This is a genomic window from Sphaerisporangium flaviroseum, assembly GCF_039537005.1.
In the GTDB taxonomy this organism is placed as follows: Bacteria; Actinomycetota; Actinomycetes; order Streptosporangiales; family Streptosporangiaceae; genus Sphaerisporangium; species Sphaerisporangium flaviroseum.
The window spans coordinates 39,814-63,881 of sequence record NZ_BAAAZR010000019.1 but is presented as its reverse complement, the minus strand read 5'-3'; the positions used below and the strand labels follow the sequence as shown (position 1 = coordinate 63,881).

Below are 24,068 nucleotides of genomic sequence, written 5' to 3'. Positions count from 1 at the left end.
CCGAGCCCGCCGCGCGTCGCGAATCCGCCGCCCGCGAGTGGGCTCGCTCTACGCCACCTCGGGGGTTCGTACGGCGGCGAGCTGGGTGGCCTGGGCGACCAGGCGCCCCTTGCTGTCCCACGCGTACGCCGTCTCGTCCATGCGGTCGCCGCTGACGTCCAGGGCTCGCATGCTCACCCGTACGGGGCCGGGCGCGGGGAGCCTGCGGAGGTAGGCGGTGAACTGGATGGTCGGCGCCCAGCCGGAAAGGCCCAGGTCGTAGGTGATCGGGGGAACCGGGTCGAGGGCCACCAGCAAGGACAGCGGATCCCAGTCGGCGCCGTCCCCGAGCCGCTGCCAGCCTGCGATGAGGCCCTGCCGGGACGGGTCGCCCAGGGCGAAGCCGAGGTTGGCCGGGTGGAGCCGCTGCTCGACCACCTCCATCAACGGCACCTCGAAGTGCCCTCCGGGAACCAGCGAAGGGGTGAGGAAGCAGTCCTGCTCGTCGGGGAGCTCCGGTGGGGCCATGCCGGACCACCAGGAGTCGGACTCCTGGAGCCGCCCGAGCGCGACCAGCGCCTCCACGCATGGGCGGCCGTCCTGGATGAGCCGGGCCCGCACCTGCGTCACGCTCCTGCCGGCCCGCAGCGTCTCCACCAGCACCTCGGCCGGGCCGGGCGAGGGCGCCTCCGCGTGCGTGCCCGCCCCGGAGACGGCCCGCGGCTTCGCGAGGAGATCCTGAAGGCGGCGGAGGCGCTGCTGATCGAGGCGGGCTCGGAGGAGGTGCTCACGCTGCGTGCGGTGGCCAGGCGCACGGGGGTCTCGACGCCGTCGGTCTACATGCACTTCGCCGACAAGGAGGCCCTGGTGGAGGCGGTCTGCCTCCGGGTCTGGGACGAGCTCGGCCGGCGCATGCGCGAGGGTTCGGCGGGGGAGCCGGACCCCTTCCGGATGCTCGGGGGATACGGGCACGCCTACGCGCGGTTCGCCCTCGACCACCCGGTGCAGTACCGCCTCCTGATGATGCGGCAGGTCGCCGCCGAGAGGGTCCCGCCGGCCGCGGCCGCCTGCTTCCGGCACATGGTCGACGCCGTGACCGCGTGCGTGGCGGCGGGTGTCCTGCGCGGGGATCCCGAGACGCTGGCGCTGGGGATGTGGTCGGCGGTGCACGGCTGCGTGTCGCTGCTTATCGCCCATCCCTCCTTCCCCTGGCCGGACGACCTGGACGCGTTCATCGACCACACCGTGCGGATGGCCGGGTTCGGGACGGCGCTGGTCTGCCGCCTGCCCCGCCAGGGCGTCCCGCCGAGCGCCGAGCTGACCGACGGCCTGGACGCCGTGGCGGCGCGGCTGTTCCCGGACGCCGCGCCGCCACGGCGGTAGCCCTCCATCCCTTGCGGAGGATTGCGCGGCGACGTGGCCTTGCCAAAACGGACCGTGGTCCGTATCATCCGAGTCAATGCGGACTGTGGTCCGGAAAGACTTCAGAGAGGACGGCCATGAGCCGGTTGCTGCACATCTCCGCCTCGCCCCGGGGCGCCGCCTCGATCTCGCTGAACATCGCCGAGACGTTCCTCGACACCTACCGCCGGACCCACCCCGGCGACACGGTCGAGGAGTACGACCTGTGGGACGGGTCCCTGCCCGAGTTCGGGCCGGCCGCGGCCGGAGCCAAGATGACGGTCTTCGGCGGTGGGACGCCGGCGGGGGAGGAGGCGGCCGCCTGGGACGCGGTGACGGCCACGTTCGAGCGGTTCGACGCCTACGACCGCTACCTCTTCAGCGTCCCGATGTGGAACTCCGGCGTGCCGTACAAGCTCAAGCAGTTCATGGACGTCGTCAGCCAGCCCGGCATGATCTTCGGCGTGCACCCGGCGACCGGTTACAGCCACCTGCTCACCGGCAAGCGCGCGGCGGTGATCTACACCAGCGCCGTGTGGGGCCCCGGCCTCGGCCCCGAGTTCGGCGCCGACCACCAGTCCGGCTTCTTCACCGGATGGCTGCGGTGGACCGGCATCACCGACGTCCAGGAGATCCACCACCACCCCACCCTGACCGGCGACCGGGACCTCGCCCACAAACGGTCCCGCGAACGCGCCCAGGAGGTCGCCCGCGTCTTCTGAAGCCTCTCCGGACAGGTCATCGCCGGGAGCGTGGCCCCCGGCGATGAGCGGACCTCTGGTCACGGGTGGATGACGACCTTGGTGCACCCGTCCTGCTTATGCTTGAACATCTCGTAGCCGCGCGGGACGTCTTCCAGCCCTATGCGGTGGCTGATGACGAAGGCGGGATCGATGTCGCCGTCGCGGATCCGGCGCAGCAGCGGTTCCATGTATCGCTGGACGTGGCACTGCCCCGTCCGCATCGTCAGCGACCGGTTCATGAACGAGCCCATCGGGAACTTGTCGACCAGACCGCCGTAGACCCCGATGACGGAGACGGTCCCGCCGTTGCGGCAGGCCAGGATGGCCTCGCGCAGCGCGTAGGGCCTGTCGGTCTCCATCCGGGTCGCCTGCTTGGCCCTGTCGTAGCCGTAGATCGCCGGGGTCGGGTGGTGGGCCTCCATGCCCACGGCGTCGATGCACGCGTCCGGGCCCCGGCCGGCCGTCATCTCCCGCAGCGTGTCGAGCACGTCGACCTCCTCGTAGTCGAGCGTCTCCGCGCCGGCGCGCCTCGCCTGGTCCAGCCGGTAGGAGAAGCGGTCGATGGCGATGACCCGTTCGGCGCCCATCAGGAAGGCGCTGGCGATCGCGAACAGGCCGACCGGGCCCGCCCCCCAGACGGCGATGACGTCCCCGGGCTTGATGTCGCACATCTCCGCGCCCATCCACCCGGTGGGGAAGATGTCGGACAGGAACAGCACCTTCTCGTCGGGCAGGTCGTCCTCGATCTTGATCGGCCCCACGTCGGCGAACGGCACGCGCGCGTACTCCGCCTGCCCGCCGGCGAAGCCCCCGAGCATGTGGGAATAGCCGAAGATGCCCGCGGGAGCGTGGCCCATGAGCTTCTCCGCCAGGCCCGCGTTGGGATTGGAGTTCTCGCACACCGAGTAGAGCTCGTGCTTGCAGGAGAGGCAGCGGCCACAGGCGATCGGGAACGGGACGACCACCCGGTCGCCGACCCGCAGTTTCGACACCTCCGGGCCGACCTCCACCACCTCGCCCATGAACTCGTGGCCGAGGATGTCGCCCTTCTCCATGGTCGGGATGTAGCCGTCGTAGAGGTGCAGGTCGGAGCCGCAGATGGCGCTCGAGGTGATGCGGATGACGGCGTCGTGGGAGTTGAGGATCTGCGGGTCGGGGACCTCGTGGATCTCGACGGTGTTCCGGCCCATCCAGCAGTTGGCCTTCATGGGATCCTCCTCATTTCACGGGCTGGGCGGGACGCTGCATGGCCTGCCGCAGGGCGCGGACGCCCTCGGGGCTGCCTTCGGAGCGGACGACCTCTCCGGTCTCCATGACCTGCTTGAACCGGCGCAGGTCGTCGCGGACCTGCTGCTCGGGGTGCTCTCCCAGGAGCCTCGCGAAGGCGAGGCCGGCCCTGCCGCCCGGCGAGTCGAATTCGAGCGCGACCCGCACTTCCGTGCCCCGCCCGCCGGGAGCGTCGGCGAAGCGCACCATGCCCCTGTTGGGCACGACGGACCCCTTGGCCGATCGCCAGGCGATCAGCTCGCCCGGCCGGTCCTCGACGAGTTCCGCGTCCCAGCTGATGGTCGTGTTCAGCGGCCCCTTCGCGCTCCAGTGCGAGTACCCTCCGGCGATCACGTGCACCGACTCCAGGTGCGCCATGAAGCGGGGGAGGTTCTCGAAGTCGTGCCAGAACCTGTAGGCCTCCTCACGCGGGCGGTGGACCGTGATGGCCGCGTGCAGCCTCATCGCCGGTACCGCCTGCGGGTGGAGCCGGTTCGCGCGTATGCCGACGTACAGGTCGACGGCCGTCACGCCGGCGACGGCCGCCGTGGCGAACGCCACGCGACGGCGCCTCCGGGTGGCCATGGCCCGGCGCAGCAGCGAAAGGTCGAGCGCGTCGCCCGCGACGCGGGTCCACACCCACGGAGCCGGCCTCCGGCTGCCCAGCAGGAACGCCGCGTGGAGCAGTTCCCGCATGCCCACCAACAGCACCATGGGGCGGGCCGACGCGGAGTCCTCGAGACCGCTGAGCCGGATGACGGCCTTCGGCGCGGCGAGCTGCGTCACGCCCAGGCCCAGGCTGGCCCAGCCCAGCCCACGGGCAAGACGATTGGTCGTGCGATCGTATCTATCGCTCATGTGAACCTCACATGGCCGGTTGTGTCCGATTCCGGTTCCACCGGCGGGTAGCCCGGTTACCGCAGCCCCTCAGAGCATCCGCGGCGATGCCCAGAGGAGCAAAGATCCACGCGCTCGCGGCGCTCCTCCGAATCCTCGCCAGAGGCGGCCCGGGTCACATCCCCCGGTCGGGTAGTAGGCGGCGAACGGGCCCCGAAGGGCGCCGGCGGCACCCGCGCGACGAAGCGCCGGGCCGGGGTTCGCGGACCTCGCCGGACGGCTCAGGAGGCCCGGCGAGCGGCGAATGTATGCTGATGGGAAGGACCCGCGCGGGGAATGGGGTGGCGCGATGCCACGTCAGCGCGGCGAGGTGGGCATGGGGGAGCTCGGCTCATGGCGACGGCCGCCCGCCGGCCGGTGACGGTGCTCGTCGCCGGCTGGTTCAGTTTCCTGCACGGCGAGGCCACGGCGGGCGACGTCCTGAGCATGGAGGCGGTCCGGGCCTGCCTGGCCTCGGAGGGCGTCCGGCACGACGTCGCCTGGAGTCCGGTGATGCGTCCGAGCGGTGGCCTGCTTCTGGACGACGCCCAGCCCGGCCGGTACACCCATCTGCTGTTCGTCTGCGGGCCTGCCCACGGCCGGCTCGTCCGCGAGCTGCACGAACGGTTCGCCGGCTGCCGTCGCATCGCGATCGGCGTCTCCGTGGTGGACCCCGGCGACCCCGCGGTGACGGGGTTCCACGAGGTGCTGCCGCGCGATGCCCCTGGCGGCCCCGTGCGGCCGGACCTCGCCTGCGTGCCGGTCATGCCGCAGGTGCCGGTGGTCGGCGTCCTGCTCGCTCACCCGCAGCCGGAGTACGGCGACCACCAGGTCCACGTGGCCGTCACCGGCCTCCTGTCCTCCTGGCTGGGCGGCCTCGGCTGCGCGCGGCTGGCGCTGGACAGCCGGCTCGACCCGCGTGACTGGCGGCTGGCCTCGGCGCCCGACCAGTTCGAGTCGGTGCTGCGCAGGCTCGACGTGGTCGTCACGACCCGGCTGCACGGGCTGGTCCTGGCTCTGAAGAACGGCGTGCCCGCTCTGGCCGTCGACGCGATCGCGGGCGGCGGGAAGGTGGCGGCGCAGGCGGCGGCCTGGCAATGGCCGGCCATCGTGCCCGCCGAGGAGCTCGACCGGCGGGTCCTGGACCGTCACCTGGCGTGGTGCCTGTCCGACCCGGGACGCCTGGCCGCCCGCCTGGCCGCCGTTCCCGCCCGGGAGCCGGTGGAGGCACTCCTACGCCACCTGCCCTCCCTCCTCCGCTGAGAAGCCGGCTGAGCGGGTCACGGCCGGCTTCCAGGCGGACAACGAACAGTTGCGCCAGTGGTGGACTTCGTGTCAAATCAGGGATTCATTTGAATGATGATGAATACCCCCCAATGGCGCACGGGTTCCACCCGCCGTGCGTTTCTCTCCGCTTCGGCCGTCACCGCGGTCACGGCGCCCCTGCTGACGGGCGTGGCGTCCGCGGACAGCGGGCATGGACCGGGCTCAGGCCCTGGGAAACCCATCACGCGGCAGCGACCCGACAAGGATCTGCGACGTCTGCTGCGCGAGATAGACCGCGGCCGCATCGAGGACACGGTGTTGCGGCTGACCCGGTTCGGCACCCGGCACACCCTGTCCGACCAGACCGATCCAGCACGTGGCATCGGCGCGGCCACCACCTGGGTGTACACGCAGATGCAGGCGTCCGCGGCCGCGTCGGGCGGCCGGATGACGGTGGAAAGGCAGTCGTTCGTCCAGCCCGTCTCGCCGCGGATCCCGGCGCCGACCACCATCACCAACGTCATCGCCACCCTGCGCGGAGACGCCTCGCCGGAGCGCGTATACGTCATCTCCGGCCACCTGGACTCCCGCGTCAGCGACGTCATGAACGCCACCGCCGACGCCCCCGGCGCCGATGACGACGCGTCCGGCGTCGCCGTCGTGATGGAGCTCGCCCGGGTGTTCGCCACCCGCCGCACCGAAGGCACCCTGGTGTTCGCCGTGGTCGCGGGCGAGGAGCAGGGACTGTACGGGTCGGCGTACATGGCGGCGCAGATGAAGGCGGCCGGTGTGGACGTGCAGGGCATGTTCAGCAACGACATCGTGGGTGCCAGTTCGGCCTGGGACGGCACCCGGCCCGACCCGCGTACGGTACGGCTGTTCGTGGAGGGCGTGCCGACCACCGAGACGGCGGCCGAGGCGTCGCTCCGGCGATCGGTCGGCGGCGAGAACGACGGGCCCTCACGCCAGCTGGGCCGGTTCGTCGAGGACGTGGCACAGAACGAGTCGACCGAGATGGACGTCCGGGTCATCTGGCGGCGCGACCGCTATCTGCGCGGCAGCGACCACATCTCTTTCCTGCAGCAGGGTTATCCGGCGGCGCGGTTCACCGAGCCGCGGGAGAACTTCAACCACGAGCACCAGGACATCCGCGTCGAGAACGGGATCCAGTTCGGCGACCTATCCCAGTTCGTGGACTTCGGGTACATCGCACGCGTGGCCAAGGTGAACGGCGCGACGCTGTGGTCACTGGCACAGGGACCCGGCACGCCGAAGAACGTCACGATCGACGCGGCGGTGCTCACCAACGACACCACACTCACCTGGGATCGCGGAACCGAAGCGGACCTGGCCGGGTATGAGGTGGTCTGGCGGGAGACCACGGCTCCGGACTGGACCCAGGTCCTCGACGTCGGCGATGTCACCTCGGTGACGGTCGACATCTCCAAGGACAACGTGCAGTTCGGCCTGCGTGCCGTGGATGGCGACGGTCACCGCAGCCCCGTCGCGTTCCCGCGGGTGTCCTCGTAGGACGATCACTCCGTCCGGGACCCGGTCAGCGCCGAGATGAGCCTTACGTACTTCCGCGTATATCGCCAGTTGCCGGCCGACGCCAACAATTTCGGCAGGCTCCCGCCTTTGGGAGTGCGATATCGGGCCACGGGAGGCTCCCAAGGCATGGGTCGCGATGGCGGAGGTGCGACATGGTGCCGTTCACGGGGCGTGTGACGGAGTGCGATGTGATTCGGAGCGCGCTGCGGGACAGCGCGGGGATCTTGGTGGTGGGTCAGGAGGGTTCGGGGCGGAGCCGGTTGCTGGCCGAGGCGGTGGCGGCTTTCGATGGCCGTGGCGCGGCCGTCCGCCGGGTGGCGGGGGCGGGGACCGAGGTGCCGTTCGGTGCGCTGGCGCATTTGCTGCCGGGTTCGCCTGAGGCGGTCAACCCGATCCGGTGGGCGGCGGAGGTCATCTGCGCTTCGGTACGGCCGGGGGAGGGCTCGTGGCTGGGTCCGGGTGTGGTGCGGGGGCGGGGGGCCGGGTCGTGTCTGGTGCTGGCGGTGGATGACGGGCATCTGCTCGACGGGCATTCGGCGGCGGCGATCAGGTTTCTGGTGGCGCATCGGGGGGCCCGGGTGGTGGTGACGAGTTGTGCCGGGGCGGCGTTGCCGGCGGCGGTCGCGTCGTTGTGGAAGGACGGGTGGCTGTCGCGGTTGGATCTGGCGCCGTTGTCGGCGGGGGACTGTGGGCGGTTGCTGGCGGCGGTGCTGGGAGGGGAGGTGGAGGCGGCGACGGCCCGGTCGTTGCGGCATGCGGCGGGGGGCAACGTGCGTCTGCTGGTGGAGCTGGCGTGTTCGCAGCCGTTCGCACGGGTGGACGGGCGGTGGCGGTGGCGTGGTGAGCTGATGCTGACCGAGCGGTTACGGCAGATGGTGGAGGCGCAGATCGGCGCGCTGGACGACGCCGAACGCGAGACGCTGGAACTCGTCGCCGTCGGCGAGCCGTTCGCGTTGGACGAGCTGACCCGGCTGAGCTCTTCGGAGACCGTGGAACGGATGGAACGGCGCGGGCTGCTCACCGTCCAGGTGAGCGATTCGGGCGTCAGCGTACGGCTGGCGCATCCCCTGCACAGGCAGGTCATCCGGGCGTGGTCCACGCCGGTGGCCACCCGCAACCGGCTGAGCCGGGTGGGCGGGCCGCGTCACCCTCAGGAGGTGGAAGGCGCCGTGCTCAGCGCGCGGGAGCTGGAGGTCGCCCGTCTGGCGTCGTGGAACCTGACCAACCGCGAGATCGCCGACTGGCTCGCCCTCTCCCACCGCACGGTGGGCAATCATCTGTGCAACGTTTACACCAAGCTGGGCGTCAACGACCGCCTCGACCTGGCCCCGCTCCTGGTCCGAGCCGGTAGGCCGGTCTGAGCCGGCCGGCGGGAACGGCGCCGGGCTCCGGGGCCGGATGTCGGCAGCGCCGGTCTGCGGGACCGGCGCTGCCGAGGTTCAGCGGTGTCGCGTTCAGGGAGCCAGGTCGGGAAGCTCCGTGTAGGACTTGCCGCGGATGAACCACTGGAACTCCGCCGTGTTGTTCCCGCTGGGCGAGGGGAGGCCGGCCCGTGTATTGACGGCGGTGTTGATCAGGCCCCAGTTCAGGCCGCATCCGGCCGCCTTCGGGACGGCGAAGGTGCTGTCCTTGGCCGTCGCCTTGAAGACGGCCACGCCGTCGATCGAGGTCAGCTCCAGCGAGGTGATCTCCGGATTGAGCAGGATCGGGTTGGCGTCGCCGCCGATGTAGCACTTCTTGCCGAGCAGGCTGTGGATCATCCGGATCTTGATGCCGACGTTGGTCGGGAAGATGGGCCCGGCGTCGACCTTGCCGGTTCCCTGGGTCTCGACGTAGACATCGGTGAGCTTCGGCACCTCGAACGGCGCGCCGATGAGGCCGCCCGGCACCTTCATCCGGTCGCCCTTGACACTGCCGAACGCCGCGGCGGAGCCGCCGTCGGCGAGCTTGCCCTGGGCCACGGTGATCCGCAGCGGCTTGGAGATCTCCTGCTCGATCTTTCCGAGCTTCATGGTGCCGCCGACCGTGATGATGAAGATGCAGCTCCACGTGTCGGCCTGGGCGTTGCTCGGGAGCCTTGGACAGTCCGACCAGTCACTGTCGCTCGGATGGTAGTCGTAGGCGGCGGCGTGGGCGGGAGCCGCCAGCCCGCCCAGCAGTGCCACCGCGGCGACGCCGGCTCCGAGACGCCGGGCAAGAACTCTCATGGACTCCTCCTTGTGTCCCCGCCGGACGGCGTGGACGCAGGCGATGGTGAGTCCCGGTTATATCTGCGACATACACGGCTTTCTATGCATATTTCACAAGCTGTGATGGGCGGCTGTTATCACTTCCCGCGCAATGGGGATCGGGCGCCCGCTCCGGGCCTCCCCTTCCCTTGCGACGGGCTAGAGATTCCCGTGCGACGGGCTAGAGGGACGTCCCGGTGCGCTGCCGGATGTGTTCGGGGACGGGATGGGTCACCAGGGCATCGGGGACCGGGGACTGCCAGGCCTGCGCGAGCGGCAGCACCCCCGCCCACACGTCATGGGGGTCGTCGGCGTCCCCCGGCGGCCCCTGCCGCACCTTCACCGACGCCTCCTGGAGCGAGATGGCCAGGATCGTCGTGGCGGCGAGTTCCTTGCGGTTCGGCCGCCTGGCGTAGTCCCACTGGCCGGGCGCGGTGTGCTCGGTGAGGCACCGGAGCGCTTCCAGCTTCTCGGGCCCCTCCAGCAGGCGCGGGATGCCGTAGATCATGGCGCTGCGATAGTTGACCCCGTGCTCGAACACCGATCGGGCCAGGACGAGGCCGTCGACGTGGGTGACGGTCACGCACACCGTGGACCCCTGGGTCAGGCTGCGGCTGGCGACGGATCCATGCACGTAGATCTGCCCGGAATCGAAGCCGTAGACGGTGGGCACCACCATCGGATCGCCGTCCACGACCACGCCCAGATGGCACACGAACCCGCCGCGAAGCACCTCGAAGAGGGACGCACGGTCGTCACGACCCTGTTCCCGGAGCCGACGATGCCTGGTTCGCTCTGTTGCCGACAGATCACTCACAAGGTCACATTCAACCACTAACCAGCCAAACCCTCTGTCGCCCCGTTGCTCGATTCGGCGGACGACCGAGCCCGCATGCGGTGACGGGCCGCCTACCGCGTGCGCATCCCGAACAGGAACCGGGTGACCCGCGTGCGCCGTACCAGCACCTCGTACGCGGCCAGGGTCAGCACGAGGGAGACCGCGACGATCGCGACGAACTTCACCAGGATAGGCAGGTCCCAGCCGACCAGGCCGTACGCGACCGTGACGACGATCGGCTGGTGCAGGACGTACAACGGCAGCACGGCCGCGGCCAGGTAGCCGTACAGCCATCGGCGCCGCCCGCCGGCCTGCACCTGTCCGGCCTGCACCTGTCCGGCGGGCGGAGCCTGTCCGGGTGACGGAGCCTGTCCGGTGAGCGAGCCCTGTCCGGTGCGCACGGCCTGTGCGAAGGGCGCCGCCTGGTCGGGGGGCGCGGGCTGTTCGGAGGTCGCGGTCTGTTCGGGGATGGCGGCCGGTTCTGGAGGTGTGGCCGGTTCGGCGGCGGGCGCCGACCGACGGCGGTCGAGAAGCCCGAGGATCGCCACCAGCCAGCACCACCCCGCCGCGCCGTACAGCGCTCGGGCGCCGATCGCGAGCGCGGTCATGTCCGTGAAGGGGTCGCCGCCGGGAACGTCGCTCGCGGCCAGGAAGCCCGGCAGGCCGATCAGGAACATGACCGCGCCGAGCACGGCCGCCGGCACCGCGTCACGGCGCATCGCCGTGCGGAACCGCTCGTCGGCGGCGAGCAGGAACCCGTACACGAAGAAGACCAGATAGGCCCAGCGGTTCCACGCCGCGTACGCCTCCTCCAGCCCGGCCAGCGCGCTGAGCAGCGCGACAGGGACGGCCGCCGTCAGCACCGCGCCGCGCCACCGCACGGCCGAGGCCAGCCGGTCGAGGATCCGGTGGGCGAGGTCGCGGGGGAACCAGCGGACCACCGGCGCCAGCATGAGCGAGAAGGCCAGCAGCAGCACGATGAACCACAGGTGCCCGGCCTCGAAGTACTCGCCCTGCAGCACGAAGGGGAACTGGCTCAGGTCCCAGTGCACGTCGAAGAATCGTGGCAGGAATCGCAGGTACGACTCGTGGTACGCCGGGTCGGCCCGCAGGCGCAGCCACTGCGGCACCGGGATGATCGTGACGATCGCGAACACCAGCGGCACGCCGAGCCGCAGCAGCCGCTCGGCCGCGAACCCGCCGGGGCTGCGGCGGCGCAGCGAATGCCACGCGCCGAGTCCGGAGATGAGGAAGAGCATGGGCATCGCCCACACCCCACCGAGCCCCGCAAAGATGGTGGTGACTTCGGTGGTCTCGGCGTTCTTCACGTAGAAGTCGTCGCGCGTGTCGAACACCAGCGACGAATGGAAGAACACCAGCCCGAGCACCACCAGGGTGCGTATGGCGTCCAGCTCTGGCCGCCGGCCCTCCCGGGCCGCCTGGGGTGGTTCGATGCGCGCCGTCGCCATCCTGCCTCCGCCGCGTCCGCCCATCTCCGCTGCCGCCATGCGCGACACGACCAGTCTCGGTCCTGACCGGCGCGGGCGCCACAGCGCCGGCCGGTTACGACGCCCCGGCCACCGGCTGCAGCGCTCCAGCCGCTGACCACCGTAGCGGGACATGATCCCTTTGGCTGGATGATCACGTGAAATGGGTGTGTCCAGACCCACGACGGGCAGATCACCGTGGACGGACCGGCTCGGCGCAGCACCGCCCACGACAACCGCTCGCCCTGGTGATCCCTCCGGTCCGAGCTTGCACGTGAGACCGACCCGGCCGTGCGTCCGGGGCCGCCGCCGGTTTCTGTAAAGGTTATTGACCATTAGTCAATCCTTCCGTAACTTCCTGAGAAAGCGCTTTCCGTAGCGGCTCTTCTCTTCCTAGGTGGCCGGATGCTCAAGACAAGGTGGTGCTTACCGGCGATCGTCTCCGTGGCGCTGGTCCTCGCGCAGGCGCCCGAGGCCGGCGCGCTGACGGTACGGCCGGAGTCCATGCGCGCTGAGGTACCGATCGTCGATCCGATCCCGGACGATCCGATCCCCTCCGGCCTGGGACTGACCCTCGAGGAGTTCGCCTCCTTCCCGAAGTCCGAACCGACCCCGGCGCCGTCGGATCCGAGGCTCATGCGCTGGGCCCGCGTCAACCACATCGGCGAGATCCCGGACGGATCCGGGCGCCGGTTCGTGCCCGATCTCAACGGCAAGATGTATCTGGTCGAGGACGGCGAGCCGCACGTGTACCTCGACGTCGGCGCGACGTTCGCCCCGGAGTTCTTCTCCGGCCGCGGGCTCGGCCAGGGCTTCGGCTTCGTGACGTTCCACCCGGGGTTCAGGAGCAACGGCAGGTTCTACACCGTCCACACCGAGCTGGCCGCCTCCACGACGAAGACCCCTGACCTGACGCCCCAGCCCAGCACCGCCTACCACGGCATCGTGACCGAGTGGACGGCCGACGATCCGGCCGCGAGCACCTTCCACGGGACCCGGCGAGAGATCCTCCGGCTCGGGTTCGCGGGTACGGTCCACGGCATCCAGCAGATCGACTTCAACCCGACCGCCAGGCGCGGCGACCCGGACTACGGGCTGCTCTACATCGCCGCGGGCGACGGCGGCCGGGGCGCGCGCACCGGCGATCCCCAGGACCTCGGCATCCCGCAGGGGAAGATCCTCCGGATCGACCCGCAGGGCGACGACGCCGCCAACGGCGAGTACGGCATCCCGGCCGCCAACCCGTTCGCGGGCAGGCCGGGCGTGCTCGGGGAGATCTACGCCTACGGGATGCGCGACCCGCACCGCTTCAGCTGGGATCCGGGCGGGCGCCACCGGCTGTTCCTCGGCCACATCGGTGAGCACGCCGTGGAGGCGATCTACGAGGTGCGAGCCGGCGCCAACCTCGGGTGGAGCGAGCGGGAAGGGCCGTTCGTGTTCGACAAGGCGGCATCGAACCCCTGCGACCGGCTCCGGCCGTTGCCGCCGGACGACGATCGGCACGGCTACACCTACCCGGTGGCCGCCTACGACCACGACCCGCCGCCGGACTGGAACTGCACCTCCGACGTCGGGCGGGCCATTTCCGGCGGCTACGTCTACCGCGGCCGTGACGTGCCCGAACTGCGGGGCAAGTACGTCTTCGGCGACATCGTGGACGGCCGTGTCTTCTCCACCGACGAGCGGGAGATGCGCATCGGCGCCGAGCGGGCCCCGATCTACGAGCTCATGATCTACAACACGGCCGGCGAGCGGGTCACGATGCGGGACCTGGCGGGCAGCCCCCGGGTCGACTTCCGGTTCGGCCGAGACGGCGCCGGCGAGCTGTACGTCCTGGCCAAGGCGAACGGCAAGGTCTGGAAGGTCACCGGCGCGCGGTGGTTCGCCGGCTGCGACGCGGGCCGCACTCGGCCGGCCCACGTGATGCGGGCGGAGAGCTGGGCGCCGGTCACCCCGGCCAAGTGGTCGTTTCCCGGGAGGGAGGTCGTCCTGGCCGAGGCCGGGCAGTCCCGTCCCGGTCCCCGCCGGCCCTTCGAGTACGCGGTGCTCTCAGCGGGACCGGAGTTCCGATCCGTTCGAGTCGACGGCGAGGTCCGGCTGGACACCCCCGTCGAGATCACCAACCGTGATGTGATCATCGTCTTCGGGTACCGGAGCGATACGGAGTTCTACTACGCCCACCTCTCCACAGATAACACGATTTATCCGCATAACGGGATCTTTGTGGTGAACAACGCGGACCGGGTGCGGATCGAGGACCAGTGGGACGAGGTGCACTCCAGGGGTGCTCCGCCGGCCGTCACCGACGCGAACTGGCATCGGGTACGCGTGAAGCACTGCGCCGCCTCAGGTGAGATCGCCGTGTACGTCGACGGCGCGAGGACGCCGCTGATGACCGCCGTCGACACCACGTTCGGGTCCGGCCGGGTGGGCTTCGGGTCGTTCGACAACATCGGCCGGCTCCGCGCGCTGGAGGTCACCGGGACCCGCGTGGACGGCTGACCGTACGACGGCGAGCGCGACGCACGGACATGCGAGGTCGCCGGTGGCAGGACGCGACACGTCACCGGCGACCGGTCGCCCGGGGCGCACGAGGGAGCAGGAGAGGACAGATGACAGGTCGCCACATCTACGCCGGTCACCCGGTGACAGCACACGTCCCGCCCCGCCGGCCGTCCCCATCACGCCGCCTCCGTGTGGCCGTCCTCGCCATGCTGCTCTGCGGGTCCTTCGCGGTGGCCCCGGGAGCCGCGGCCCAGACCATCTCCACGCCCGACTCCTCGCTGTCCGGGCCGTCCATGCGGGAGGTGTTCCCCAGCCTGAGGCGGAACCTGGTCGCCTACTACGACTTCGAACATCCATCTGCCGCGAACGCCGCGCGGGAGGAGGACCAGGGCCACTCGGGGACCACCATCGATCTGGTCAACGGCGGCGCCGCGATGCGCGTGCGGGACGGCGCTCACCCGGGGAGCACGTCGTCGCTGCGGACCGGACAGGTCGATCCCGCGGTCGCCGGGAACGACGACTGGAAGGCCGGCACCTATTCCGGCACCGGGACGACCACCCTGCGCGCCTTCGGCCAGGCGAGGCAGATCACCATCATGGGGTGGTTCAAGATGACCGGCCAGAACCCCGCCCTCAACTCCGGCACTCCGGATCCGGACGACCGTTATGGCGCGATCGGGCTGGCGGGCGTGCTCAGCGGCGACTCCCAGGGGCACGACGTCAGGGCCCTGCTGGAGGTGATCAACGTGTCGGGGGAGTTGCGGGTCGTCGCGCTCGGCAGGCGTGTGGACGGCGGCAGGTCCCAGACGTTCGCCGCCGGCGAGGCCTGGCAGAGCGTGCTGCCGCCCGGTGAGTGGGTGTTCCTCGCGGCGACGTTCGACTACGACGACGGCACGATGAAGCTGTACAGGAACGGGCGCCCGCTGGACGGGTTCTCCACGGTCCCGGAGGACCCCTGGGGCGTCGCCGGCCCCCCGGAGCCGGACCTCACCTCGGCGACCGACCCCCGGGGCATCAAGATCGGTGGCAGCTACCCGCAGAACACCGAGGAGAGGAACGCGTGTGACTGCCGGCACGACGACCTGATGTTCCTCGATCGAGCCGCGACCGGCCGGGAGATCCTCCACCAGTACCGATGGGCGACCGGACGCCATCGGTGATCAACGGATCGCCCACAACCGGATCGTGCCGCCACCGCCGCCGCCGCCGGCCAGGATCGTGCCATCGGGGCTGAAGGCGACCGTCTGGACCCGGTCGGTGTGGCCGGTCAGTATGGCGGTCTCCCGCCGTCGCGCCACGTTCCACACCCGCACGGTGTGGTCGTCCGGATAGTCGTTGCCGAAGGCCGAAGATCCCCGCTGTGAACCGGCCGTCGTGCCACCGCGACCGATCGCCGAGGCGCGCGATCCCCGTGTGCTCACGGCAACGCGGCCGGGTCGTTTTCACCGGCGACCATGCCTGCGGCCAAGATGGAAAGTGCGGGCCCTGCGCGTGTGATCGTAATTGGGTTGCGGCGGGTGTGGATGGTCTGGCGTTATTGGGGTGTCAGGGGAGCTCTGCTGAAGGAGGCGGTGCGCGTTCAGCAAGGTGGCGGGTGGGCGCGCGCCTATCCGGATGTGGGCCGACCCCGATGAGGTCGAGTCGCAGGCGATGCAGCAGTTGCGCAATTTCGCGAATGTGCCGTGGACCCATGGTGTCGCCGTGATGCCGGATGTGCATTACGGCATGGGGGCCACCGTGGGCGCGGTGATCGCGATGCGGGACGCGGTGTCGCCCGCGGCGGTCGGGGTCGACATCGGGTGCGGGATGAGCGCGGTGCGGACCTCGCTGCGGGTGGAGGACCTTCCGGACAACCTGCCGTATCTGCGGGGGCGTCTGGAGCAGGCGATCCAGGTGGGGTTCCACGCGCACAAGCACCCGGTCGATCCCGCCAGGCGCCCCAGGCAACTGGTGAGAGGAAGGTGCCTGCATCAGGCGGGCCGGGCGGGTGGCCCACGGACTATCCGATCAGGATGCTGAACTCGTGCCGGCAGACGACCTCTATCAATTGCTCCGCTCGTACGACCCCAGCGATGTCTCGATGCAGCAGTTCTACGCCGTGTGGGTGGAAGATATCCCTGTCGAAGAAGCAGTCGTGACGCTGAACGGTGATCCAGCCTCTGGTGCACCGGACAGCTTCTCCGGGTGGGGCTCAGGCTCTGATGGGAGTGGCAGTGAAGCGGCTGGCCTGCTGGTCGGTCTGATCGGCAACTGGGCGTTGATCATCGCCGATTACCATTCCACGGAGGACGAAGCGCTGCTTATGTTGTCGCGATGTGGCAGGCTGACTCTGGCCATCAGTTGGGATTTCCATGGCGAAACCATGCTCAAATACGCGAAAGACGGTGAAATCATCACAGCCCTCGACATTCTCGATACCAACGAACGGTCCGGTCGCGATCCGAACGCCCTCGATCCGTACCTGTATGGCCTCCGCTTCAACATCGACGAGGATGACCCGGACGCACCCGCCATCGAGCCTCGAGAGAGTTTCACCTCCGCGCTCACCGCGATCGGCCGAATGGTCGGTCACCAAATCGACAGGGAATGGCTGGAAGCGACCCACGCTACGTACATCGTGCCAGCCGATGACCCCGATTAATCGCCCCCGATCGGCCGGCGGTCGTCGATGGCGGAAATGTTCGCCGGTGCCTTATGGCAGCAGCGGCACCTGCAGCTCCCAGCCCAAGGCGCTCACCGCCGAAGTTCCGCCTTCGCGAAGCCCTCGTTGAACTACGTCGTCGATCACATCACCGAAAGCAGAATACGGTAACGGCTCATGGTGACCTCCCAGTCTAGGACGGGTCCTCCGACCGCGCCAGCAGATCCCGGGACTGAGCTCACATCCCGATGTGCGGCTGGAGTATTAATCTAGGCTTCAGCCTTTGTAGTTGAAGATCTGGTGCAGGGTGTGCTGGATCTCCACCAGGTCCTTCTGGTCTTCCATCACCTGGTCGATGGACTTGTACGCTTCGGGGTGCTCGTCCACCAAGGCGGCGGCGCGGTCTGCGTTCCAGGTTCGGCCGTGCATCGCTTCGGTGAGTGACTTGGCTGATAGCTCTCGCTTGGCTCGGCTGCGGGACATGCGGCGGCCGGCGCCGTGGGAGCAGGAGTTGTACGAGTCGGGGTTCCCAAGTCCGCGGACGATGTAGGACTGGGTGCCCATCGAGCCGGGGATGACGCCTTCGTCGCCGGTGTCGGCCCTGATGGCTCCCTTGCGGGTGATCCACAGCTCCTTGCCGTTGTGCGTCTCCTGCTGGGTGAAGTTGTGGTGGCAGTTGATCGTGCGGACGCGCTGGCCCTTGCCGACGACGCGGAACAGGGCGTTGATCAGGACCTTGTCCATGCGGGCGCGTGAGGCCATGGCGTAGCGCTGGGCCCACAGCATGTCCTCGATGTAGGCGGTGAACTCCGGTGTGCTCTGGATCAGGTAGGCCAGGTCGGGGTCTTCCAGGCCGATGGCCTGCTTCTTCATGAGCTTCTTGGCGCCCACGATGTGCATCGTGGCGAGCTGGTTGCCGATGCCGCGAGAACCGGAGTGCAGCACCGTCCAGACCCGGTCACGCTCGTCGAGACATACCTCCACGAAGTGGTTGCCGGAGCCCAGGGTGCCGAACTGCTCGGCTACCTTCTTCGCCTGCTTGGGGTTCAGGTCGGTGTGGGGGAGTCCCAGTTCGCTGAGGGCTCTGTCCATGGACGGGTCGGCGTGGCCCTTGCCGACGCCGGCCGGGATGCGGTGCTCCACCATGGGCATCAACGCGGCCAGGGTGTCAGGCAGGTCGGCAGCGGTGAGCGTGGTCTCGGTCGCGACCATTCCGCAGCCGATGTCCACACCCACGGCGGCCGGAATGATCGCACCCTCGGTAGGAATCACGGATCCGACTGTCGCGCCAATGCCGATATGCGCGTCCGGCATGAGCGCGACATGACCCGAAACGAAACGCTGGCGAGCGGTACGTGCCGCCTGCTCGATCGTGCCCGGGTCTATTTCGCTGGCCCACGACAGAAGGTTAGGTGCGATCTGGTTCGGCATGGTGGATCTCCTCTTTGATCGAGATCTACTTTGCCCAAGTCCTCGCTGATATCCCACTCATTATTCAACGCTCCCGCGCGGCTTCACCTCGGCGTGACCCCCGTCTGCCCGCCCCGCTGCCTGAAGATGGCCCTCGGTCGGCGTCAACGCCGTCTGTTGCCGTTGGAGATGGGGCAACGGTGTACGTCGCTGGTGAATGGACACGCGAAGTCGGGCCGCCGCCCTGCGGGTGGCTAGAGCCCACCGAGCGTCTATCCATGCCGTCTCGTTGAGCTGCTAAGTGGATCGGACGCGAGAGAGCCCCCGCCTGAGCGGGGGCCCCAGTCCAGCACTTATGCGCCCAATGCCCCGGCCTTGAGACCCCTTACGAAGGCCAACCACGCGCCGGGCTCAACCACCAGGGCCGGACCAGTTGGGTTCTTGCTGTCCCTGACTGCGAAGATGCCGGGCAGGTTCGATGCGACCTCCACACAGTTGCCCGTGTCGCCGCTGAAGGTGCTCTTGCGCCACTGTGCGTCCCGAAGGTCAGCAGTCACGTTCGGTTCACCACTTCCTGTATGAGCTTGACCGACTGTTTGAACGGTAGAGCTTCGGCTCTGATCGCGTCATACCGGAGTGCCATCTCAGCGAGCACCTGACGATCGTCTAGCGTGCGGCCATGCGGTTGTGCCTCAGCGTAGGCGGCATACGGTGATCCGTTCCGTTCGGCGATGATGAACCCGCCTATCAAGCCGCAGTGCGCCTGTGCCGTGTAGGGCACGATTTGCAAGGTCACCTTGGGGTGCTGGGCCATTTCGAGCAGGAACCGTAGTTGTTCCTGCATCACCTCTGGCTCCCCGATGCTTCGATGGATCACGGCTTCATCCATGACAGCGCTGATCATGGGCGGCTTCTCCCGATTAAGGATGGCTCGCCGTTGCATGCGACCTGCGAGGCGTTCCTCTACGTCTTCCCTGGTGATGCCGGGAGACGTGGCGAACATCTCGCGGGCGTATGCCTCGGTCTGGAGCAGGCCGGGTATGAGCGTCGGTTCCCACGTGTGTAGCGATGTGGCGTCTTCCTCTTCTTCGAGCCAGGGCCTGAAGTACTCAGGTGCCTTGTTCCAGGTGGTGGCGACGTAGAGGCGCATCATTGCGCCGTCGAGCCCCAAGGCTTGATCGCAAAGCTGGGCGAAGCGCTCGGAAGGGGGCCGTCTGCTCGCTTCCACCATGCCCACCATGGATTCACTGAACCCGACGCGTTTCGCTAGTTGCTTCTGCGTGAGCTTGGCGTCAGTTCGGTGTTTCCGCAGTTCGAAGGCAAACAGAGCCCGTGGGGACTCGTGGGGGTCTATCTCCCTGCTGGCGGACAAGGGCTCACCTACTGTCCAAAACCTACCGAGGAGCAGAAGCGCGCCCCTCGCGGCACAGCGGCCATGGCCTCCAAGACGGTAGCCGACAGCGTAGAGACCGACCGTCAGCAGGAGCAGGCGCTCCACCTGATCGAGCGCTGGGGCCCGGACCGTGAAGGCTTGGAGCAGGCGGTCATCTCGCTCGGCGTTGATCCCTGACGGACGAGGAGATCCGCCCTTAAAGCGGGGGAGGCGGCGCGTGGGTGGAATTCCTCGCATAGGAGCCGGGGCGTTCTCTTCCCTTATCCCGCGCGCCGTCGCCCTCATTCATGAGGACGAATAATCGGAAGAAAGGTCACATAAACCCTCGACGTCGGCTCGCAGCACTCCCGTACTAGGTCAGCCACCCATGAACCGGAGGACTCCCTAGTACTCCAACGTCACTTGGCTTCGGCGTTGGGCGTGGCGTGGGCATGAAGACGGCCACCACGTTGATCATCGATGGTTTGTGAGGACAACCGAAGATCGCGCGATAGCCGTGGGCCACAGCTTAGACCTTGACCGGTGGCGGTTCATCCTCGACGAGGCGGTGACGCGTGTCGCTGGCCGGTTCGTGCGGGCGGAGCCACGACGGACCGCGGGGCAGATCGTGAAAGGACTGCTGTCGGAGGCGGATCGCAAGACCTGCTGGTCGTTGGCCGAGCGAGCTGGTCACGCCGATCCGCAGGCGATGCAGCGGCTGCTGCGCACGGCGGTGTGGGACGCCGAAGCCGTCCGCGACGATGTGCGTGACTGGCTGGTCGAGCAACTCGGCCATCCGGACGCGGTCCTGGTCACCGACGAGACCGGCTTCCTGAAGAAGGGCGTGTGCTCAGTCGGGGTGCAGCGGCAGTACACCGGCACCGCCGGTCGGGTCGAGAACAGCCAGGTCGGGGTGTTCCTGGCCTACGTGACACCCGCGGGGCGCGCGCTGATCGACCGCAGGCTCTACCTACCCGAGACGACCTGGTGCGACCAGCCCGACCGCCTCGCCGCCGCGGGTGTTCCAGACGACATCGAGTTCGCCACGAAACCGGGCCTGGCCCGGCAGATGATCGCCGCCGCCCTCGACGCTGGTGTCCCGGCCTCCTGGGTCACCGCCGACGAGGTCTACGGCGCCGACCCCGGCCTACGCGCCGACCTTGAACAGCGCAGGATCGGCTACGTTCTCGCGGTCGGCTGCGACCGACGCGTACACATCAACGACGGCCGCACCCTCGTACGCGCCGACGAGGTCGCCGAGCGGATCCCCACCCGCGAGTGGCAACTGCACAGTTGCGGGCCGAGCGCGAAAGGTCCCCGCGAGTATCTGTGGGCCTGGATCACCACCGCTACCCGACCCGGTGAGCATCGGTGGCTGCTCATCCGCCGCAACCGCACCACCGGCGAACTGGCCTTCTACCTGTGCTGGTCACCTCGTCCGGTGCCGCTACGCACCCTTGTGACCGTGGCCGGCTCCCGCTGGAGCATCGAGGAGCTGTTCCAGACCGGCAAAGGCCAGATCGGCCTGGACCACTACCAGGTCCGCGGCTGGACCGGCTGGCACCGGTTCATCACCCTGGCCATGCTCGCCCTGGCCGTCCTGACAATCCTCGCCGCCACCACCGCCCAGCAGCCTGACGCCGACCCGGAGATGATCGCGCTGACCGTCGCCGAGATCCGCCGACTCCTCAACGCCTTCGTCCTGGCCGTGGCGCTACCGCCAGAGCACACCCTGCACTGGTCAACCTGGCGACGAACATCCCAAGCCCGAGCCCGACGATCCCACTACCAGCGCAGACTCGGCCACTTAGCTTGAGACTTACTCGTCTAGGGCTCGAGTGTGGCGGGCATGCTGAAGGCGGCGACGTGACGGGCACCGATGAAGGCGTTGCTCTCTACGATCTTCCCGTTCTCGATCCGGAGTACGTCGACGACCAACGCCTCGTAGTGCGGGCTGCCGGGCCGGCGGAGATAGTTGATCAGTGCCGGGCGCCCGTTGGCCGAGGTGGGGAACGTACGCCAGTCGAGCGGTCGGCCGAGGAACTCCGCGGCCGCGTCGATCCCGATGACCGGCGGCTCGGGCGGCATCGTGATCCGTACGTCCTCGGCGAGCAGTGCCCGGATCGTCTCCGGGCCCTTCGCGTTGGCGTTGGCGTAGCGGCGCAGGATCTCTTCGTCCTCACTGGTGAGCTGCGGGCGGCGCCAATCCTTCGGGTCCGACGGAGCGCGCCGCCGGAGGGTGTGGCGGGCCCGCTGGAGGAGGCTGTTGACGGCCGCTACGGCGGTGTCGAGCGCGGCGGCGATCTCCTGCGGCGTCCAGCCGTAGACGTCGCGCAGCACGAAGGCCGCCCGCTGCCGCGGCGGCAGGTACATGAGCGCTGCGATCACGGCCAGCTCGACGGTCTCCCGGGCGGCGAGACCGGTCTGCGGATCGTCGGCCAGCAGGGCGTCGGGATAGGGACCGAGCTCGGTGGACCACTCCAGCGGATCACCGTACGGTACCGTCCGGTGACCGACCGCCTTGCGGCTGTCGAGGAAGACGTTCGTGGCGATCCGGTAGAACCAGGTGCGTGCCGAAGCCCGACCCTCGAAGCGGTCGCGAGCCCGCCAGGCACGCAGGAAGGTCTCCTGCACCAGGTCGTCCGCGTCGGTGACGTTCCCGGCGAGGCGGTAGCAGTGGACGTGTAGCTCACGCCGGTGCTCGTCGAAGGCGCGCTGCAGCCAGACCGCCTGCTCATCAGGCGAGTCGGACATGTGATTTCTCCGGGGCTGAGTGATCCTCACAACCGTACTGACGACCGCGGACCCATCCGTCATCGGTCACCGATGACGATCGCCGACTCGGTCGTCTGTACCTGTGACCGATCCCCACTCCACGAAGGAGATAGCCATGACGGCAACCCCCGCGTCCAGCGCCGCCGCGCCCCCGGTCGTCGACCGGGAGACCTGGCTGCGCGAGCGCGACGAACTGCTGGTCCGGGAGAAGGCCCATACCCGCGAAGGAGACGCGATCGCAGCCGCTCGTCGTCAGCTGCCGATGACCTTGATGCCGACGGTGACGGTGTGGGGCCCTGGCGGGGACACCCCGCTGGTGGAGGTGTTCGAGGGCCGCCGGATGCTCATCGCCTACTTCCACATGTGGCACGACGGCAAATCGTACGAGCATCAGTGTGAGGGGTGCACCTTCTCGACCTGTCACATGCAGATGCTGGACTACCTGCACGCTCGGGACGTCACCTACGCCGTGTTCTGCGAGGGTCCCTACGACGAAAGTGCCCCGTTCGCGGAGTTCATGGGCTATAGGTTCCCCTGGTATTCGGCGAAAGACTCCGACCCGGCTCTGGCCGACGGTCGTGACTTCGGGTTCATCGCGTGCTACCTGCGCGACGGCGACAAGGTCTACGAGACCTACTGGACCACCGGGCGGGGCGTGGAGGCGTTGATGACCACTTACCACGCCCTGGACCTCACGGTGTACGGCCGGCAGGAGAATTGGGAAAACTCGCCTGAAGGCTGGCCGCGGGTCACCGGGCACCCGTGGCGTCTCAACGGCCGCCCCACCGCGCAATGGTCACGCCCCGGCGTCGCACCGCGATGACGTCCTGATGATCGAGGTGATCATGCTCGGGTCGGCCGCGGTGTCAGCCTGCTGCTGCGTCGTGCCGCGCGGGCGGGCGCTTCCCGCAGAGCCCGAACGCTTGCGGGTGCGACAGTGGCTGTCATGGTCGCGGTGACCCTCGACGCCGCACCGGTTGTGCAGCACGCGGGCACGCTGCTGCTCCTGGCCTTGGCGGTGGCAATCGTCGTCGGCGGTCCGACCGAGCGCGGCCCGGAGCTGGAGTGGCACCGTATGGCCGGGGCCGTGCTCATGGCGCTCGCCGTGCTGATGCATCAACACGGCGAGTCGATGGCTACCCACCACATGACCGCCGGGCCCCGGACGGACCACGGCACCGTCACCGGCCATGACGCGGCGCTCGTGTTGCTACGCGCGCCGCCACGGCGGCTTACCTCTGCTGGATGGCGACCGCACTCGTCCGGCTGCGCAATCGACCGATCACGGACCTGCTCCATTGGGAGCATCTGGCCATGGGGGCAAGCCTCGCGGCCATGATCTTCTTCATGAGCTAGCCGAGCAAGCCAGTCGGCCGATCAAATGACGTTGGAGTACTAGGGTCCCGTTCCCGTGCGAGTTTCCGAGTTGCCGAGATACGCCCCCGTACGATCTCAGCCCAGAACGCCTCACCGTGCAGAGTGCCGTAAGGACGCGGGGGTGCTCGACGAGATCCCGGGCGCCTACAAGGACCTGGAGTCGGTCATGGCGGCCCAGACCGACCTGGTCGAGGTCGTCGCCCACCTCCGCCAGATCATCTGCATCAAGGGGTGACGCGGTCACACTCTTGCACGTGTGGGAGGGTCGTCCTGGCCCGCGAGCCTTCGTCCCCTGGGAAGGGGGCGAGGGCTCGCGGTTCGTGGTGACGGTGCTTCTCGCCGGCGCCTTCGTC

23 protein-coding genes and 2 pseudogenes are annotated in these 24,068 nt (G+C 68.9%); 14 read left to right on the top strand and 11 right to left on the bottom strand.

Features of this window, described 5'->3' with window-relative positions; all coding sequences use genetic code 11:
• Positions 1–48 precede the first annotated feature (48 nt).
• The gene (locus ABD810_RS24785; protein WP_344945012.1) at positions 49–636 is read right to left on the bottom strand and encodes a thioesterase family protein; all 588 of its coding nucleotides are present in this window, start codon (positions 634–636) and stop codon (positions 49–51) included.
• A gap of 36 nt (positions 637–672) precedes the next feature.
• Between ABD810_RS24785 and ABD810_RS24780 the strand changes: the two genes are divergently transcribed.
• A complete protein-coding gene (locus tag ABD810_RS24780; RefSeq protein ID WP_344945009.1) occupies positions 673–1,362 on the top strand; it encodes a TetR/AcrR family transcriptional regulator in 690 nt (229 codons plus the stop codon).
• Positions 1,363–1,478: 116 nt separating this feature from the next.
• Positions 1,479–2,102 carry an FMN-dependent NADH-azoreductase gene (locus ABD810_RS24775; RefSeq protein ID WP_344945006.1) on the top strand — a complete coding sequence of 208 codons (624 nt, stop codon included), beginning with the start codon at positions 1,479–1,481 and terminating at the stop codon, positions 2,100–2,102.
• Positions 2,103–2,161: 59 nt separating this feature from the next.
• Here the strand turns inward: ABD810_RS24775 and ABD810_RS24770 are convergent, their stop codons facing one another.
• Positions 2,162–3,331, bottom strand: a complete 1,170-nt coding sequence (locus ABD810_RS24770) for a zinc-dependent alcohol dehydrogenase (protein WP_344945003.1) — start codon at positions 3,329–3,331, stop codon at positions 2,162–2,164.
• A 10-nt stretch (positions 3,332–3,341) separates the two neighbouring features.
• On the bottom strand, positions 3,342–4,247 hold the full coding sequence (locus tag ABD810_RS24765) for an SRPBCC family protein (protein WP_344945000.1): 906 nt from the start codon (positions 4,245–4,247) through the stop codon (positions 3,342–3,344).
• 372 nt (positions 4,248–4,619) lie between these two features.
• Here ABD810_RS24765 and ABD810_RS24760 point away from each other — a divergent pair, with 372 nt between their 5' ends.
• From ABD810_RS24760 to ABD810_RS24750, 3 genes are all read left to right on the top strand, one after another.
• The gene (locus ABD810_RS24760; protein WP_344944997.1) at positions 4,620–5,528 is read left to right on the top strand and encodes a polysaccharide pyruvyl transferase family protein; all 909 of its coding nucleotides are present in this window, start codon (positions 4,620–4,622) and stop codon (positions 5,526–5,528) included.
• Positions 5,529–5,621: 93 nt separating this feature from the next.
• Positions 5,622–7,061 carry a M28 family metallopeptidase gene (locus tag ABD810_RS24755; RefSeq protein WP_344944994.1) on the top strand — a complete coding sequence of 480 codons (1,440 nt, stop codon included), beginning with the start codon at positions 5,622–5,624 and terminating at the stop codon, positions 7,059–7,061.
• 209 nt (positions 7,062–7,270) lie between these two features.
• On the top strand, positions 7,271–8,443 hold the full coding sequence (locus ABD810_RS24750; RefSeq protein ID WP_344944991.1) for a helix-turn-helix transcriptional regulator: 1,173 nt from the start codon (positions 7,271–7,273) through the stop codon (positions 8,441–8,443).
• Between the two features lie 93 nt (positions 8,444–8,536).
• Here ABD810_RS24750 and ABD810_RS24745 read toward each other — a convergent pair whose 3' ends face one another.
• The 3 genes from ABD810_RS24745 to ABD810_RS24735 all read right to left on the bottom strand — a co-directional run bounded on the left by ABD810_RS24745 (position 8,537) and on the right by ABD810_RS24735 (position 11,656).
• Positions 8,537–9,289 (bottom strand): hypothetical protein, encoded by a 753-nt coding sequence (locus ABD810_RS24745; RefSeq protein WP_344944989.1) that lies wholly within the window; start codon positions 9,287–9,289, stop codon positions 8,537–8,539.
• 202 nt (positions 9,290–9,491) lie between these two features.
• Positions 9,492–10,127 carry a pyridoxamine 5'-phosphate oxidase family protein gene (locus ABD810_RS24740; RefSeq protein ID WP_344944986.1) on the bottom strand — a complete coding sequence of 212 codons (636 nt, stop codon included), beginning with the start codon at positions 10,125–10,127 and terminating at the stop codon, positions 9,492–9,494.
• Positions 10,128–10,219: 92 nt separating this feature from the next.
• Positions 10,220–11,656 carry an acyltransferase family protein gene (locus tag ABD810_RS24735; RefSeq protein WP_344944983.1) on the bottom strand — a complete coding sequence of 479 codons (1,437 nt, stop codon included), beginning with the start codon at positions 11,654–11,656 and terminating at the stop codon, positions 10,220–10,222.
• Positions 11,657–12,040: 384 nt separating this feature from the next.
• Between ABD810_RS24735 and ABD810_RS24730 the strand changes: the two genes are divergently transcribed.
• Together ABD810_RS24730 and ABD810_RS24725 are read left to right on the top strand one after the other, a co-directional pair.
• Positions 12,041–14,137: a PQQ-dependent sugar dehydrogenase gene (locus ABD810_RS24730; protein ID WP_344944980.1), complete on the top strand. Its 2,097-nt coding sequence runs from the start codon at positions 12,041–12,043 to the stop codon at positions 14,135–14,137.
• A gap of 110 nt (positions 14,138–14,247) precedes the next feature.
• Positions 14,248–15,300 (top strand): hypothetical protein, encoded by a 1,053-nt coding sequence (locus tag ABD810_RS24725; RefSeq protein ID WP_344944977.1) that lies wholly within the window; start codon positions 14,248–14,250, stop codon positions 15,298–15,300.
• Here ABD810_RS24725 and ABD810_RS24720 read toward each other — a convergent pair whose 3' ends face one another.
• Positions 15,301–15,561 carry a WD40 repeat domain-containing protein gene (locus ABD810_RS24720; RefSeq protein ID WP_344944974.1) on the bottom strand — a complete coding sequence of 87 codons (261 nt, stop codon included), beginning with the start codon at positions 15,559–15,561 and terminating at the stop codon, positions 15,301–15,303.
• 193 nt (positions 15,562–15,754) lie between these two features.
• On the opposite strand from ABD810_RS24720, the pseudogene ABD810_RS24715 reads away from it, so the two are divergent.
• Positions 15,755–16,081, top strand: a pseudogene (locus ABD810_RS24715) (RtcB family protein); the annotation flags it as partial.
• 82 nt (positions 16,082–16,163) lie between these two features.
• Positions 16,164–16,781, top strand: coding sequence for a DUF6461 domain-containing protein (locus ABD810_RS24710; RefSeq protein ID WP_344944971.1), 618 nt, complete (start codon positions 16,164–16,166; stop codon positions 16,779–16,781).
• A 276-nt stretch (positions 16,782–17,057) separates the two neighbouring features.
• Here ABD810_RS24710 and ABD810_RS24705 read toward each other — a convergent pair whose 3' ends face one another.
• The 3 genes from ABD810_RS24705 to ABD810_RS24695 form a co-directional block, all read right to left on the bottom strand.
• Positions 17,058–18,212, bottom strand: a complete 1,155-nt coding sequence (locus ABD810_RS24705; RefSeq protein WP_344944967.1) for an RtcB family protein — start codon at positions 18,210–18,212, stop codon at positions 17,058–17,060.
• 332 nt (positions 18,213–18,544) lie between these two features.
• Positions 18,545–18,748: a DUF397 domain-containing protein gene (locus ABD810_RS24700; protein WP_344944964.1), complete on the bottom strand. Its 204-nt coding sequence runs from the start codon at positions 18,746–18,748 to the stop codon at positions 18,545–18,547.
• A complete protein-coding gene (locus ABD810_RS24695; protein WP_344944961.1) occupies positions 18,745–19,563 on the bottom strand; it encodes a helix-turn-helix domain-containing protein in 819 nt (272 codons plus the stop codon). The genes ABD810_RS24700 and ABD810_RS24695 overlap by 4 nt, the downstream gene beginning before the upstream one ends.
• Before the next feature lie 63 nt (positions 19,564–19,626).
• Between ABD810_RS24695 and ABD810_RS24690 the strand changes: the two genes are divergently transcribed.
• Complete coding sequence (locus ABD810_RS24690) at positions 19,627–19,761, top strand: hypothetical protein (RefSeq protein ID WP_344944958.1); 135 nt, start codon at positions 19,627–19,629, stop codon at positions 19,759–19,761.
• Between the two features lie 370 nt (positions 19,762–20,131).
• The gene (locus tag ABD810_RS24685) at positions 20,132–21,379 is read left to right on the top strand and encodes an IS701 family transposase (RefSeq protein ID WP_344944955.1); all 1,248 of its coding nucleotides are present in this window, start codon (positions 20,132–20,134) and stop codon (positions 21,377–21,379) included.
• Positions 21,380–21,390: 11 nt separating this feature from the next.
• Here the strand turns inward: ABD810_RS24685 and ABD810_RS24680 are convergent, their stop codons facing one another.
• Entirely contained in the window at positions 21,391–22,317 is a 927-nt protein-coding gene (locus tag ABD810_RS24680; RefSeq protein WP_344944952.1) for an RNA polymerase subunit sigma-70, read from the bottom strand.
• Positions 22,318–22,453: 136 nt separating this feature from the next.
• Here ABD810_RS24680 and ABD810_RS24675 point away from each other — a divergent pair, with 136 nt between their 5' ends.
• From ABD810_RS24675 to ABD810_RS41095, 3 genes and pseudogenes are all read left to right on the top strand, one after another.
• Positions 22,454–23,161, top strand: a complete 708-nt coding sequence (locus tag ABD810_RS24675; RefSeq protein ID WP_344944949.1) for a DUF899 family protein — start codon at positions 22,454–22,456, stop codon at positions 23,159–23,161.
• A gap of 114 nt (positions 23,162–23,275) precedes the next feature.
• Positions 23,276–23,677: a hypothetical protein gene (locus tag ABD810_RS24670; protein WP_344944946.1), complete on the top strand. Its 402-nt coding sequence runs from the start codon at positions 23,276–23,278 to the stop codon at positions 23,675–23,677.
• A gap of 138 nt (positions 23,678–23,815) precedes the next feature.
• A pseudogene (locus tag ABD810_RS41095) lies at positions 23,816–23,950 on the top strand (RtcB family protein); the annotation flags it as partial.
• Positions 23,951–24,068 lie beyond the last annotated feature (118 nt).

Coding starts and splice junctions, on each gene's coding strand:
- ABD810_RS24675 (WP_344944949.1), top strand. CDS start 22,454: ATGACGGCAACCCCCGCGTCCAGCGCCGCCGCGCCCCCGGTCGTCGAC.
- ABD810_RS24770 (WP_344945003.1), bottom strand. CDS start 3,331: ATGAAGGCCAACTGCTGGATGGGCCGGAACACCGTCGAGATCCACGAG.
- ABD810_RS24730 (WP_344944980.1), top strand. CDS start 12,041: ATGCTCAAGACAAGGTGGTGCTTACCGGCGATCGTCTCCGTGGCGCTG.
- ABD810_RS24725 (WP_344944977.1), top strand. CDS start 14,248: ATGACAGGTCGCCACATCTACGCCGGTCACCCGGTGACAGCACACGTC.
- ABD810_RS24690 (WP_344944958.1), top strand. CDS start 19,627: ATGGCCTCCAAGACGGTAGCCGACAGCGTAGAGACCGACCGTCAGCAG.
- ABD810_RS24680 (WP_344944952.1), bottom strand. CDS start 22,317: ATGTCCGACTCGCCTGATGAGCAGGCGGTCTGGCTGCAGCGCGCCTTC.
- ABD810_RS24735 (WP_344944983.1), bottom strand. CDS start 11,656: ATGGCGGCAGCGGAGATGGGCGGACGCGGCGGAGGCAGGATGGCGACG.
- ABD810_RS24765 (WP_344945000.1), bottom strand. CDS start 4,247: ATGAGCGATAGATACGATCGCACGACCAATCGTCTTGCCCGTGGGCTG.
- ABD810_RS24705 (WP_344944967.1), bottom strand. CDS start 18,212: ATGCCGAACCAGATCGCACCTAACCTTCTGTCGTGGGCCAGCGAAATA.
- ABD810_RS24755 (WP_344944994.1), top strand. CDS start 5,622: ATGATGATGAATACCCCCCAATGGCGCACGGGTTCCACCCGCCGTGCG.
- ABD810_RS24745 (WP_344944989.1), bottom strand. CDS start 9,289: ATGAGAGTTCTTGCCCGGCGTCTCGGAGCCGGCGTCGCCGCGGTGGCA.
- ABD810_RS24775 (WP_344945006.1), top strand. CDS start 1,479: ATGAGCCGGTTGCTGCACATCTCCGCCTCGCCCCGGGGCGCCGCCTCG.
- ABD810_RS24760 (WP_344944997.1), top strand. CDS start 4,620: ATGGCGACGGCCGCCCGCCGGCCGGTGACGGTGCTCGTCGCCGGCTGG.